This is a genomic window from Amycolatopsis vastitatis (genome assembly GCF_002234595.1).
GTDB classification, from domain to species: domain Bacteria; phylum Actinomycetota; class Actinomycetes; order Mycobacteriales; family Pseudonocardiaceae; genus Amycolatopsis; species Amycolatopsis vastitatis.
Map to the genome: position 1 here is coordinate 1 of NZ_NMUL01000049.1, position 13,389 is coordinate 13,389.

At 69.6% G+C, this 13,389-nt stretch carries 12 protein-coding genes and 1 pseudogene; 6 read left to right on the forward strand and 7 right to left on the reverse strand.

Going from position 1 to position 13,389, the window contains the following annotated elements; genetic code table 11:
• Positions 1-228: pseudogene (locus CF165_RS52935) on the forward strand (IS5/IS1182 family transposase); the annotation flags it as partial.
• A 339-nt stretch (positions 229-567) separates the two neighbouring features.
• On the opposite strand, the gene CF165_RS39205 reads toward CF165_RS52935, so the two are convergent.
• Both CF165_RS39205 and CF165_RS39210 read right to left on the reverse strand, forming a co-directional pair.
• Positions 568-1,110 carry a hypothetical protein gene (locus CF165_RS39205; RefSeq protein WP_093952663.1) on the reverse strand — a complete coding sequence of 181 codons (543 nt, stop codon included), beginning with the start codon at positions 1,108-1,110 and terminating at the stop codon, positions 568-570.
• Between the two features lie 124 nt (positions 1,111-1,234).
• Positions 1,235-2,005, reverse strand: a complete 771-nt coding sequence (locus CF165_RS39210; RefSeq protein ID WP_240521983.1) for a DUF1996 domain-containing protein — start codon at positions 2,003-2,005, stop codon at positions 1,235-1,237.
• 306 nt (positions 2,006-2,311) lie between these two features.
• Between CF165_RS39210 and CF165_RS39215 the strand changes: the two genes are divergently transcribed.
• Both CF165_RS39215 and CF165_RS39220 read left to right on the forward strand, forming a co-directional pair.
• The gene (locus CF165_RS39215) at positions 2,312-2,983 is read left to right on the forward strand and encodes a response regulator transcription factor (RefSeq protein WP_093952665.1); all 672 of its coding nucleotides are present in this window, start codon (positions 2,312-2,314) and stop codon (positions 2,981-2,983) included.
• A gap of 29 nt (positions 2,984-3,012) precedes the next feature.
• A complete protein-coding gene (locus CF165_RS39220) occupies positions 3,013-4,338 on the forward strand; it encodes a sensor histidine kinase (RefSeq protein ID WP_240521995.1) in 1,326 nt (441 codons plus the stop codon).
• Between the two features lie 79 nt (positions 4,339-4,417).
• Here the strand turns inward: CF165_RS39220 and CF165_RS39225 are convergent, their stop codons facing one another.
• From CF165_RS39225 to CF165_RS39235, 3 genes are read right to left on the reverse strand one after another with little or no spacing between them, the layout of a single operon-like run.
• Positions 4,418-5,245 carry an ABC transporter ATP-binding protein gene (locus tag CF165_RS39225; RefSeq protein ID WP_093952667.1) on the reverse strand — a complete coding sequence of 276 codons (828 nt, stop codon included), beginning with the start codon at positions 5,243-5,245 and terminating at the stop codon, positions 4,418-4,420.
• Between the two features lies 1 nt (position 5,246).
• The gene (locus CF165_RS39230) at positions 5,247-6,260 is read right to left on the reverse strand and encodes an ABC transporter substrate-binding protein (protein ID WP_240521984.1); all 1,014 of its coding nucleotides are present in this window, start codon (positions 6,258-6,260) and stop codon (positions 5,247-5,249) included.
• A gap of 28 nt (positions 6,261-6,288) precedes the next feature.
• Positions 6,289-7,170: an ABC transporter permease gene (locus CF165_RS39235; RefSeq protein WP_093952668.1), complete on the reverse strand. Its 882-nt coding sequence runs from the start codon at positions 7,168-7,170 to the stop codon at positions 6,289-6,291.
• A 233-nt stretch (positions 7,171-7,403) separates the two neighbouring features.
• On the opposite strand from CF165_RS39235, the gene CF165_RS39240 reads away from it, so the two are divergent.
• The 3 genes from CF165_RS39240 (at position 7,404) to CF165_RS39250 (ending at position 10,901) form a co-directional block, all read left to right on the forward strand.
• Positions 7,404-8,549, forward strand: coding sequence for a mandelate racemase/muconate lactonizing enzyme family protein (locus tag CF165_RS39240; protein WP_093952669.1), 1,146 nt, complete (start codon positions 7,404-7,406; stop codon positions 8,547-8,549).
• A 70-nt stretch (positions 8,550-8,619) separates the two neighbouring features.
• Positions 8,620-9,744, forward strand: coding sequence for a LacI family DNA-binding transcriptional regulator (locus CF165_RS39245; protein ID WP_093952670.1), 1,125 nt, complete (start codon positions 8,620-8,622; stop codon positions 9,742-9,744).
• Entirely contained in the window at positions 9,741-10,901 is a 1,161-nt protein-coding gene (locus tag CF165_RS39250; RefSeq protein WP_093952671.1) for a mandelate racemase/muconate lactonizing enzyme family protein, read from the forward strand. The genes CF165_RS39245 and CF165_RS39250 overlap by 4 nt, the downstream gene beginning before the upstream one ends.
• A 60-nt stretch (positions 10,902-10,961) precedes the next feature.
• Here CF165_RS39250 and CF165_RS39255 read toward each other — a convergent pair whose 3' ends face one another.
• Positions 10,962-12,011 (reverse strand): sugar phosphate isomerase/epimerase family protein, encoded by a 1,050-nt coding sequence (locus CF165_RS39255; protein ID WP_093952672.1) that lies wholly within the window; start codon positions 12,009-12,011, stop codon positions 10,962-10,964.
• Complete coding sequence (locus tag CF165_RS39260; protein WP_093952673.1) at positions 12,008-13,366, reverse strand: sugar phosphate isomerase/epimerase family protein; 1,359 nt, start codon at positions 13,364-13,366, stop codon at positions 12,008-12,010. The genes CF165_RS39255 and CF165_RS39260 overlap by 4 nt, the downstream gene beginning before the upstream one ends.
• Between the last annotated feature and the right edge of the window lie 23 nt (positions 13,367-13,389).

Sequence of the window (13,389 nt, forward strand, 5' to 3'; positions counted from 1 at the left end):
CACGCGGACAAGGCCTACGACATTCCCGCCCTGCGCGACTGGCTCCGTCAGCGCGGGATCGTCCCGCGCATCGCCCGCAAGAGTGTCGAATCCGGCGACAAACTCGGCCGGCACCGCTGGGTCATCAAGCGCACAATCGCCTGGCTGGCCGGATACCGGCGCCTGACCATCCGCTACGAACGCAAACCCGCCCACTACCTCGCCTTCCTCACCCTCGGCGCCGCCATCACCTGCTACAAGAAAACTCACCAAATGAGACACGCTCTAAGGTCATTTCAACGCTGTCTCCTGCATAATGACTATTATGCAGGAAGTATCGATGGTGTCCGCTCAGGCTCCCTGCGCCGTCGAAGCTTATTCCAATGCCGTCGCGTTGACAGCAGATACGACTTCGTATCGTTCGCGTCGGCCGGCACGCACACGTCAGATAGTGACGGCGTTGCTGGGCACCTCGACGGGCAGCTTCACCTGGCCTCATTCCGTCCGCGTTGACCACGATCCGTGGCGCCTTGCTGTCCCGCGTTGCGCGAAAGGCCCAGGTTGGGCATTCGGCTCGCGATCTGCGACTCACTGCCCGGTCCAGCAGTCCATGATGTCGGCGCCGACGCGGCGGGCGGCTTCGGATCTGGACAGCGGTGGTTGCCCGAACCGCGCGGGCAGACCGCCGACGTCGATTCGCAGGACCAGGAAGTCCTTGTGCACGACGAGTGATCCGTCCGATTCGCGGTAGGCCTCCTGGCCGAGGCCGGGCATCGTGACCGGCTGCGTGACGTGGCTTCGCAGGGCGGTGAAGTACGCGGTCGCGGCGGCGGTGCCGGCGAGTTCTTTGACCGTCAGCGTCATCGTGCCGACCGGGTAGGTATAACTGCAGGAGTACAGGTGGTCCGACCAGGTCGGCGTCACCGGTCGGTCGAGCTGGAGCTGGAGGCTGAGCGAGATCTCGTGCTGCGCCTCGTCCGCGCAGACCATCGACGCAGCCTTCGACGGCGCGCCGGAGGCTAGGTGGGATGGCGCCACAGACGGTGTGTCGGCCGGAGCCGACGGCCTGCCGCAGCCGGCGGCCACGACCGCGGCGGTCGCGAGCAACGATGCCACGATCAGTCGGATCACGGGAACCTCCGTCCGGGCGAGGGGATGTCGGCGTCGAACCTCGTGGAAGCCGACCATCACCACGGGCGAAGAGGATGCGCCGGTGGTGACGCATCCCCTCGGCCTCGGGTGCGGTCGAACGTCGCTACTGGACGCCGGTGGGCCGGCCGCAGTCCTTGCCCGCGTCGAGGCACATGGTGACCATGTGCTGCAGCTCCTTGACATCCCAGGCGTTGAAGAAGTCGGCGTGCATGCTGTAGGTCCCCATCCCGGCCGAAGTCTTCAGGACGGCGCCGTTGTTGGTGGGGTACTTGAACAGGATGCTCAGCATCGGGATGGGTACCGGGAACCCGGCCGGGCACACGTTTTTGGTGCTGTAGGCGACGTGGCTGACGTGGTCGGGGCTGTCCAGGTGGACACCGTCCCAGCAGTCGGCGAAGTTCACCCGCACGTGCAGCTGATCGCCGGAGGCGCAGTTGGGTGCCTGTGGCAATGTCGGTGCGGTTGTCGAGCAGCCCCACAGGATGTTCTGGGCCTGCGAGGGGTTGGTGGCCTTCGCGTTTCCGGCGATCTCCTTGAACCCGAACGGATAGGGCTGCACGTTCTTCTTGCCGTTGGTCAGGTAGTAGATGGTGTCGCTCGCGGTGTGCACCGCCGTGTTGCCGTTGTAGAGCGTCGGCGCCCAGTACGAGGCGAAGTCGAGGTTGTTGACACAGTTGGTGGTTCCGGCTCGGAGGCTGGCCGCGGTGGAGTTCGCGTTCGCGGCGGGATTGGACACGTAGTCGTGCAGGTGGGCCGACGCGCCGGGCTGGTTGGGGAAGAGAATGGCGTCGTCCTGATTCGTGTGCGTGTAGCTGCACAGGTTTTCGAACTTTCCGGTGAAACCGCCGCCGCCCACCGCGGCCGCATCCGGCACGCCGGTCGCGATGAGGCAGGCGAGTGCGGCGCCGCCGGCTGCGACTGTGCGGGTTGCCGGACGTCGAAGAGACTTTCGTAGCCCGAGTCGCATGGTCTTGGTGCTCCTTCGCTGGAGTTGCGACCTGGTCCTCCGACCAGCTCGCCTACCGGGGATCTGAGGCCCGCGGTCAGCGTAGAGCGGTGACGATGTGGTGATCATGTGTGGCAGATTTGAATTCTCACATCTTGTCTCCGCGTCCATTCGAGCAACGCCGCGGGCGCGTCTATGGCGTTCGACGATCACGCTCGTTAAAATGCACTCACCATGCGGCTGCTGATCGTCGAGGACGAGGGTTACATGGCGAAACTGCTGGGCCGTGGTTTCGCCGAAGAAGGCTACGCGACCGACATCGCCGAAAGTGGTTCCCAAGCACTGGTGACCGCCGCGTCGATGGAACACGACGCGGCGATCCTCGACGTGATGCTCCCGGATGTGGACGGCTTCGAGCTGTGCGCCCGGCTGCGGCAGTCGGGCTGGCACGTGCCGGTCCTGATGCTCACCGCCCGCGACTCGGTGTCCGATCGGGTCAAAGGCCTGGACGCGGGCGCCGACGACTACCTGTGCAAGCCCTTCAGCTTCGTCGAACTGTGCGCGCGGGTGCGCGCGCTGACCCGCCGCGCGGGTGTCGGGCGCGACGTCGCCGTGCGGCTGCAGGCCGGCTCGCTCAGGCTGGACCCGTTGAGCCGGCGGGTCTGGTCCGGCGCGTCGGAGGTCTACCTCTCGGCGACGGAGTTCACGCTCCTCGAACTGCTGATGCACCACCAGGACCAGGTGCTGACCCGCTCGCGGATCCTCGACCAGGTCTGGGGCTACCGCTATCCGGTCACCTCGAACGTGGTCGACCAATATGTCCGCTACCTGCGGCACAAAGTCGGTCAGGACCTGATCGAGACCGTTCGTGGCGTCGGCTACCGGTTGCGGGTCACGTGCCCCTGAACCTTCCGGTCCGGACGCGTTTGACGGCCGTGTACGTGCTCACCGCCGCGGTGCTCACGGCGATCGGCATCGTGCTGTTCGCGGCGACCGTCGACCTGGGGCTGGACCACCGGCTGGACGGCCAGCTCCGGTCGCGGGCGGTCCGGCTGGCCAGGGTGGTCTCGCGGGACGGCCCGGCCGCCGTGCACGCCATGACCCCGGCGCACGCGAACCTGCTGATCCAGCTGATCGACCCGAGCGGGAAGGCCGCCGCCGGGTCCCCCGACCTCGGCGGCGTCACTCTCCTCGACGCGGGTCAGGTCAAGTCCGCCCGGCGGGGCGGCGGCTACCGGACGGTCGGCAACGGGCCGGACTACCGTCTGTACGCGACACCGGCGGAAACCGCGGCCGGCATCTGGACCGTCGTCGTGGCGACGCCGCTGGACCTGCAGAACGACCTGACCAGGCGCGTGACCTGGTGGCTGAGCGGTGCCGCGGCCGTGACGGTGCTCGCCGGGGGCTGGGGCGCCTGGCTGCTGGCGGGTGCCGCGCTGAGACCCGTGGAACAGCTGCGCCGCGAGGTCTCCGGGATATCCGAAACCGATCCGTCCACGCCGGTGCGGGTGCCCGGCACCGGGGACGAGGTCGCCGCGCTGGCCGAGACCATGAACGCCCTGCTGGCCAGAATCTCGGCCGGACTCGCGCGCCAGCGGCAGTTCGTCGCGGATGCCTCGCACGAGGTCCGGACTCCGTTGACGAACCTGCGGACCACCTTGGAGCTGGCCGGTGCGCCGGGGCGCACCTTGCCGGAGTTGCGGGAGGCCGTCCGCCATTCGGAACAGGAGACGATCCGGCTCGGCCGGCTGGTCGACGACCTGCTGGTGCTCGCGGCCGACGACGACCAGGTGCCCGTCGACCGGATGCCGGGCCAGCCGGTGCTGCCGTTGCTGCACGCCGCCGTCACCGCCGCCCGGCCGGTCGCCGCCGGGAAGAAGGTCGGCCTGCGAGTGGTGGCTGACGGCAGCCTGGCGGCGCCGCTGCATCCGGGACGGATCCGCCAGGTGCTGGACAACCTGGTCGCCAACGCACTCCGCCACGCCCCGCCGGGGTCGGAAGTCGTGCTCTCGGCCACCGCTGACGGCGACGGCCTGCTGATCGAGGTGGCCGACGAGGGACCGGGATTCGCGGACGGATTCGCCGAGCACGCGTTCGAACGCTTCCGCCGGGCCGACACCGCCCGCTCCCGCACCGGTGGCGGCAGCGGCCTCGGTCTCGCGGTGGTGCGGGCCGTCGCGCGAGCACACGGCGGCGAGGCGGCCGCCGCGAACAGGCCGTCGGGTGGCGCCCTGGTCGGCATCCGTATCCCGCTCGGCTGACGCCTGGTAGCCCTATCGCACCACATGGCCGAGACGTGACGCCGTTCAGCATGATGCCGACCGTCCTCGTGTCCAGTGATCAGTCGGCGGTCGTGCGGGCGCCGAGCAGCTCCCGGATGTGTGCCGTGGCGGTCGCGAACCCGGGCGCGGCCATCGTCGCCACGTAGTCCCGGTCCCGGGGGAGGCCGACGTCGATGATCTCCAGCACGCTGCCGGGCCGGCTGCTCATCACGATCACCCGGTTCGACAGGTAGACGGCCTCGGCTATGGAGTGGGTGACCAGCAGGACAGTGGTCGCGGTCTCCCGCCAGATCCGGCGCAGCTCGACGTTCATCTGCTCCCGGGTCAACGCGTCGAGCGCGCCGAAGGGCTCGTCCATCAGCAGTACCGGAGGCTCGTGCACCAGCGCCCGGCACAGGGAAACCCGTTGCTGCATGCCGCCGGAGAGCTCGTGCGGCAGCGCGTCCTCGAACCCCCGCAGGCCGGTCATCCCGATCAGCGCCTCGACCCGTTCGCTCGCGCTGCCCCGTGGCAGGTGCCGCATTTCCGCCTGCAGCGCGATGTTGCGGCGGACGGACCGCCATTCGAGCAGTGCGGCGCGCTGGAAGACGTAGCCGATGTCCGGCCGTGGCGCGGTGACGGGCAGGCCGAACAGCGACGCGGTGCCCGCCGACGGCTTCGTCAGGCCCGCGATCACCTTGAGCAGGGTGGACTTCCCGCAGCCTGAAGGGCCGACGATGGAGACGAACTCACCGGGTGCGACGTCGAAGGACACGTCCCGCAACGCGGTGACCCGGGTGCGGCGGGCGGTGAACCGTACCGACACCTGCCCCATGGTCACCGCCGCGGAGCCGTCCTCGTCCGGCCGCGAGTCCGCATCGGGCCGGAACCTCATCCGTGTCGTCATTTCACGCCTTCGGGGCAAAGCCGGCGTCCCAGTATTCGCTGGGGGAGCCGGGGTTCTTCAGGACGCCGGACCTGGCGAACGTGTCGATGGTCGCCTGCCAGTCTTCGGCGGTGTCGACGCCGGGCGCCGAGGTCCGGGTGCGGTCGGTGTGCAACAGCTTGATGGTGTCCTCCCACGACGTGGTCAGCACGCCGGCCGGGGGCAGCTGGGGGTTCACGCCTGCCATCGAGGCCACCGCGGCCGCCGGGTCGCCGATCGCGGCGGTGAAGGACTCGCTGACGGCCGCGGCCATCTCCCGGACCAGGCCGGGACGGCCCTTGATGGTCGAGTCGTTCGTGACCAGGCCGGTGCTGTAGAAGTTCAAGCCGTGTTCGGCGAACCGGAGGAAGGACACCTGCTTGCCGCTCTTGTCGGCGAGAGTCGGGCCCTGGTCGTGGAAGAACCCGAGCAGTGCGTCGGCGCCTCCGCTGATGACCGCGGCGATCTTGCCGGCGGCGTCGACGTTCTGCAGGGTCACGTCCTTGGTGGACATGCCGAAGCCCCGCAGGAACGTGGGGAAGGTCGCGCTCAGCGCGTCCCCGGCCGTGGTCGCGATCGTCTTGCCCTTGAGGTCCTGGGGTTTGGTGATGTTCCGGTCGGAGAAGAACTCGACCGATGCGGGCGTGCTCTGGAGGAAGACCCCGACACTGTGGACCGGCAAGCCGCTCGCGACGCCGGAGAGCAGCGCCGGCGTGTCGGCCCAGCCGAAGTCGGTCTTGCCGCCGCCGACTGCTTGGACGGTCTTGCCGGAGCCCTGCCCGGCCTGGATGGTCAGGTCGAGGCCGTGCTTCTTGAAGATCCCGTGGACCAGGCCGTAGTACAGGGGCGCGTGTTCGCCGTAGGGGTACCAGTTGAGGGTCAGGGTCAGCTTGCTCAGGCCCTGGGCATCCGGGGCGGTCGCGGCCGGACCGCCGCAGGCCGTCGCGAGCAAGAGGATCAACGGCGCGCACAACCAGCGCAGAGCACGGCTTCTCATCGTTGCGGTTCTCCTTTGAGCCGGAGGATCAGTAGGTGGCGGTGACCGGGCTGCTTCGCCTGCTCGAATGCCAAGGCAGCAGGAGGTGCTCGGCGACCTCGATGACGGCGAACAGCAGCACTCCGAGCAGCGACATGATGATGAGTCCCGCGAACAGCATCGGGGTGTCGAGATTCCCGTTCGCCTGGAGGATTACGTAGCCGAGGCCCTCGTTCGCGCCGACGAACTCACCGACCACCGCGCCGGTGACGGCGAGGGTCGCCGCGACCTTGAGCCCGGAGAACAGGTGCGGCAGTGCCGCCGGGAACCGGATCTTGCGGAACGTCTGCAGCGGTTTGGCGCCCATCGTGGCGACGAGTTCGAGCAACTCGGGGTCGACCGACCGCAGCCCGGTGACCCCGGAGATGACGATCGGGAAGAACGCCATCAGCACCGCCACCACGATCTTGGGCGGGGTGCCGAACCCGAGCCAGACGATGAACAGCGGCGCGATCGCGATCTTCGGAACGACCTGGGCGAACAGCAGCAACGGGTACAGCGTCCGCTCGACGGTCACCGAGTAGACCATCACGACGGCAGCCAGCACCCCGGCCACCGCGGCGAGGACGAAGCCGATGAGCGTCTCCCCGGTCGTGGTCAGCGTGTTCTGCCACAGGTACCCGCCCTGATCCACCATGACCTGCCAGGTGCGTCCGGGGGACGGGACGAGATAGCCCGGTACCCGGCCGAGCGCGGTGACCAGCCACCAGAGGAGCCCGCACGCCACGATCAGCGCCAGCGGACGCCACAGCCGGTCCACCCCGTCCCGCAGCCGATCGCGGGTGCGGGGGCCTGGCCGGACGGAAACGCCCCGCAGACCGGCGTCCGGCCGCGACACTCGTTCATCGCCGCTGGTCGTGGGTACCGTCACGGTCGGGATCCTCCCATCGGGGAAAGCTCGCTGCGGCCGGATCGCCCTGCTGCGGAAAGCGCTTTCCGCACCGAGCGGAACGGTCTGACGGGCGACTGTCAAATTCCTAACACCACGGGGAGAAGTACCGGCCGACATTTGAGGATTCACACCGAACTCACATGGGTGGCACATCGTCGTCGCCCTAAAGTGAATCTCCCGAGCGTGGATCGACCTGATCGAGGAGCGGCCCAGTGACAGGTGCGCCCAGTGCCGGCGACCGGGCCGAGCTGGCGGAGTTCGTCGTCGATCGGGTCGAGGCCTGGGCGATCGCGCTTCCCGCCGTCCGCCCCTTCGAGGGCCGGACCGCACCGCGCATTCTGGTCAAGGTCACCGCCGGCGGTGTGACGGGTTGGGGGGAGGCGACCCCCGCGCGCACCTGCGAAACGGCCGAATCGATCCTGACGACCATCGTGCACCACCTCGCCCCGGCGCTCGTCGGCCGGACGGCGTGGGACCTCGACGGGATCACGTCGGCCTTCGATCGGGCCGTCAACCGCGGGTTCACCATCGGCGCCCCGCTGGCCAAGGCGGCGGTGGACATGGCGTTGCACGACCTGGTCGGCCGGGCGCTGGGACTGTCGCTGGGGGTGTTGTGGGGAGCGCGGCGGACGGATCGGCTCGATCTGGGCTGGACGGTGGCCGGGCGGAGCGCCGCGGAAGCGGCCGACTCCGTCGCGGAGGGGCTGGACCACGGCTACCGGGCGTTCAAGGTCGACCTCGGCCGGCTGGGCCGGGGTGAGGACGCGGGGATCGTCGAGGCGGTTCGCGCGGCGGCCTCCGACGCGGTGCTCTGGGCCGACGGAAATCAGTCGTACACAGTGGACAGTGCGCTGCGGGTCGCGGGACCGCTGGCCGACATCGGCGCGACCGTCTTCGAACAGCCGTTGCCGGCCAACGACATCGTCGGGCTCAAGCGACTGCGTGACGCGTCGCCGGTGCCCATCGCCCTGGACGAGAGCCTGCACCACCCCAGCGATCTGGCCACCTTCGTCCGGCTCGACGCGGTCGACGTCGCGGTCGCCAAGGTCCAGCGCAGCGGCGGCCTGACGCTGTCGCGGCGGCTGTGCGGCTTCGCCGAGGACTGCGGCACGCCGCTCATGGGCTCCGGGCTCGCTGATTCGGATCTCGGGCTCGCGGCATCGTTGCACCTGTTCGCCGCGTACGACATCGGCACGCCGGTCGACCTGGCCGGGCGTCAGTTCGTCCGGTCCCCGTATGCCACCGGCCGCACGGTCACGGTCGTCGACGGCGCGGCCGAGGTGCCGACCGGTCCGGGACTCGGCGTCGACGTCGACGAGCAGGCCGTGCGGTCCCTGGCCGTGGACCTGCTGGGCTGATCGGCGGAGGCGACTCGTGCGACAAGTCAGCGACCTTCATGGCGAACACGGCCGAAGAGAAAGCGCTTTCATGACCGCTCACCGGGAAACCGCACGCCGGGAACCGGACCGGTGGACCCACATGACTCTCGAGGACGTCGCGAAAGCGGCCAGGGTGTCGCCGGCAACCGCGTCGAGGGTGCTGAACGGCAGCGCGACCGTCCACGCCGAGCTGGCCGCACGGGTGCACGAAGCGGCGACCCGGCTCGAGTACACGCCGAACGCCCACGCGCAGGCGCTGGCCGGCTCCTCGCACCGGACCGTCGGCGTGATCTGCCACGACATCAGCGATCCCTACTTCGCCGCGATCGCCCGCGGCGTGATGCAGGTCGCCGCGGACGAAGGGATGCTGGTCCTGCTGGCCAGTACGTTCCGCCGGTTCGACCGGGAGATCGAGTACGTCTCGATGCTCCGCGCGCAGCGCGCCCCGGCCATCCTGCTGATCGGCTCGGGCATCGAGGACCGCCGCTGGGAGCGGCGGATGGCCGCCGAGCTGAACCCCTACCTGCGGGGCGGCGGGCGGGTCGCGGTGATCAGCAGGCACCGGGGTCTGCGGGTGGACAGCGTGCTCCCGGAGAACCGGGCCGGCGCGGCCGCACTCGCCGCGGCGCTGGCCGGGATGGGGCACCGGCGGTTCGCCGTGCTGACCGGACCCCGCGTGCTGACGACGGTGGCCGACCGGCTCGGCGGCTTCCGCGACGGCCTCGCCGCCGCCGGCGTGCACCTGGCCGACGAAGACGTCGTCGAGGGCGCGTTCGACCGGGACGGCGGATACGCCGCGATGACCCGCCTGATCGAGGCCGGCCTGCCGGCCACCTGTGTCTTCGCGGTCACCGACGTGATGGCGATCGGGGCCTGCGCCGCGATCCGGGATCGAGGGCTGTCGGTGCCCGGCGACGTCTCCGTCGCCGGGTTCGACGACATCCCTGGCGTCCGGGATCTGACACCGCCGTTGACCACGGTGGCGCTCCCGCTCGAACGGCTCGGTGAACGTGCCCTGCGACTGGCGCTCGACGGGAAGACCGGCAAGCGCGCCCAGAACATCCGGATGGCCGGCGAGGTCGTGATCCGGGCCAGCACCGCGACGCTGCCAACGACGGAAGGAATAGCCATGACCGTGCGGACGTCCACATCGGACACGGAGGTGGCCTCGTGATCGCGGACGGCCGGACGCTGACCGGGCTCACCATCGACCGGGTCGAGACGTTTGCCGTCGCGCTGCCGACGGTGCGTTCCTTCGGCGTCTCCGGCGGCTCCATCGCCGTAGCCGGGCGGCCGAGTCTACGGATCCTGGTGAAGGTCAGCGCGGACGGAGTGGCCGGGTGGGGGGAAGCGACCCCGATCCCGGCCTGGACCTACGAGACGGCCGAGTCGATCGTCACCACCATCGACCGCTATCTCGCCCCGGCGATCCTCGGCCGTCCCTGTTGGGACCTGCGCGGCGTGAACAACGCGTTCGACCACGCGATCAACCGGGGCTTCAGCATCGGCGCGCCGCTGGCCAAGTCGGCGGTGGACGTCGCCCTGCACGACCTGCTCGGGCACGCGCTCGGCGTGCCGGTGGGCGTGTTGTGGGGCCAGCGGCGCCGGGAAACCATCGAGCTGGGCTGGGTGGTGTCCGGGCAGACCGAGGCCGACGTCGCCGAGTGCGTCGCCGAAGGGCGCGCGCTGGGCTACCGGGCCTTCAAGGTCAAGGTGGGCTTGCACGCCGCGCCCGAGGATCTCGCCGTCGTGCGGGCGGTGCGTGCGGCGAGCGGCGCCGCACCGCTGTGGGTGGACGCCAACCAGGCGTACACAGTGGACACCGCGCTGTGGCTGGCGCGGCGGCTGGTCGAGCTGGACGTGACCGCGTTCGAGCAGCCGTTGCCCGCCAACGACATCGTCGGGCTGCGCCGGCTCCGTGACGTGTCCCCGATCCCGGTGGCGCTGGACGAGAGCCTGCGCCACCCCAACGACCTCGCGACGTTCGTGCGGCTGGACGCGGTGGCCGTGGCCATCGCGAAGGTCCAGCGCAGCGGCGGGCTGACGCTGTCGCGCCGGTTGTGCGTGCTGGCCGAGGACAGCGGGGTCCGGCTGATGGGGTCGGGCCTGACCGATTCCGACGTCGGCCTCGCCGCGTCGCTGCACCTGTTCGCCGCCCACGGGATCGGCACCCCGGTGGATCTCAACGGCAGGCAGTTCATCGACTCCGTGTACACGACCGGCACGACGGTGTCGATCTCCGACGGCGTCGCGCAGGTGCCGACGGGCCCCGGGCTCGGCGTGGAAGTCGACGAAGCGGCGGTTCGTGAACTGGCCGTCGATGTCCTGTGACGAGCCCGCCGGTGGCGGCCGTCTCGGGTCGAGGCGGCCGCCACCGGGCATCGGTCGCGCTCAGCTGCCGGGAGGCGGCGTCTTCGTCTGGGCCAGTGCGGTCCGGACCTCGGCGAGGAACGCGCTGATCTCGCTGTAGGGCGGGGTCTTCTGCGTCTTCGGATTGTCCGGGTCGGTCTTGTCCCAGAGCCGTTCCAGCGGAAGGTAGCCCTGGTAACCGCTCGCCCGCACCGAGGTGAAGAGCTTCTTGAAGTCCATCAGTGGCGCGGCCGAGTCCTCGCCCGCCGGCTTCAGCTTGACGTAGGCGTTGCCCGAGTAGGGCAGGACGGCCGCGATGTCGGAGTACCACGGGTAGTTCGCCCCGGTCGTCGCCTGGAACGGCCGGAAGTACCCGGTGTCGTCGATCAGGTCGAAGTTCGGGTTGGCCACCCACTGCGCGATCTGGATGGTCTGGGCCGCGGTCGCCGTCATGTCGCCGTGGTTCTGCAGTCCGATCTTGACACCCTTGGTCGCACCGTAGTCGGCGACCTGCCGCAGGGCCGGCACGATCCGGGTCTGCGCGATCTTCGCCCAGCCGAGCTTGCCGATGTCGGCGGGCACCGAGCCGGAGAAGACCCGCAGCTCGGGCGCGCCCATCTCGGCGGCGATGTCGATCCAGAACTCGGCCCGCTGGATGTCGAGCGCCACGCGGGACGCGTCCGGGTCGGCGAAGTCGTCGAAGATCCCGGTACCGCTGATCCCGAGACCCAGCTGCTTGGTGAGGGCCTTGAGCTGGTCCGCGGCCGCCAGGATCTGCGCCTTGGGGACCGTCGGCATGGTGGCGTTGTCGTAGCCGGGCAGGTAGTACGCGGTGATGTCGACCGCGTCGAAGCCGGCCGTCTTGGCCCACTTGACCGCGTCGGTCGGGCTGATCGGCGGGGCGCCCTTGCGGTGCTTGAGGTAGGCGTTGAGGTTCACGTTGAAGCTGTAGAGCTCGAGACTGACCTGGTAGTCGCCCGTGTAGTACTGCGCCGACGGCGCTCGGCCGCTCAGCGGTGCGGCGGCGGCGCTCGCCGGGAGCAGGGCCGCGAGGGCGAGGCACAGCGATGAGCAGAACGATTTCCTCTTCATGACAGTGGCGCTCCTCGGTGGTCGGTCGATGCGGGCGTCGGATCGGCGGGTGATCCTCCGAAGACGTCGGTGAAGGAGGTGAGCAGCGCGCTCATGCGCCGGGTCAGCTGCTGCTTCGCGATATCGGAGAGGTGACTCTGCGGTCCGGGGTTCGCGACGCGGTTCAGGAAGTCCCGCATGCGGGCGATGGCCTGGCCCGGCCGCGCCTCCCGGTAGTGGCCGTCGGCCTGGCCGAGGATGTCGTAGAGCTGCCCACGGACCGGCCCGGCCACGTCGCCGGACCTGGCGAGCGTCCGGATGCCGTTCCGGAGCACGTCGAACGGCTCGGTCTTCGTCTCCGCCAAAGCGGCGTCGACCTTCGTTTTGAACGCGGTGATCTGGTCGAACGGAGGTGTCGGCAGGTCGCGGGGGTAGCCGGGCTGCCCGGCCACCCAGAGCAGTTCCAGCGGGACGAAGCCGCGATAGCTGCTCAGCCGCATGTCGGTGAAGAGCCGGTCCAGGTCCATCGGGACGTCGGTGCCCTCGCCGGCGGGCAGCTGCTTCACCTGGATGCTGTCGGAGCGAGCCAGCGTCCTGGCGATGTCGGGATACCAGTCGTAGCCGAGGCCGGTGGTGGCCTGGAACGGCCGGAAGTAGCCGGTGTCGTCGATGACGCTGATGTTGCTGCTGCCCACCCAATCGAGCATCCGGAGGGTCTGGTCGGCCGTGGCGGCCATGTCGCCGTGGTTCTGCAGCACGATCTTGACGCCCTTGGTCGCGGCGTAGGCGGTGACCTCCTGCAGTGCGGGCACGATCCGCGTCCGCGTGATGTCCGCCCAGCCGTACTGGCCGATGTCGGCCGGGACCTTGCCCGAGAACACGCGCATGACCGGCGCGCCCATCCTGGCTGCGACGTCGGTCCAGAACTCGACCCGCCGGATGTCGAGGGCGCGCCGCGCGGTGTCCAGGTCGGCGAAGTCGTTGAAGACGCCGGTGCCGCTGATCGCGAGGCCGAGCTGCTGGGTGAGTGCCTTGACCTGGTCCGCGTAGGCCATGATGTCCGCGGTGGGTACCGTCGGCATGGTGTGGGTGTCGTAGCCGGGCAGGTAGTACGCGGTGATGTCGACGGCGGGGAAGCCGGCCGAGGCCGCCCACCTGATCGCGTCGACCGTGGTGATCGGCGGGACGCCCTTGCGGCCCTTGATGGCCGCGTTCAGGTTGAGGTTGAAGCTGTACATTTCCAGGCTCGGCACGTAGTCACCGCCGAAGTACTCGAGATGATGTGCCGGGCTCGCTGCGGCAACCGGCGCGGCGGCCAGGGGAACTACCAGGGCCGGCACCATGGCCAGAACCCGGCGGATCGAAGGTTTTCTCATGCTGCTCCAAGTCGGCGTCGGGG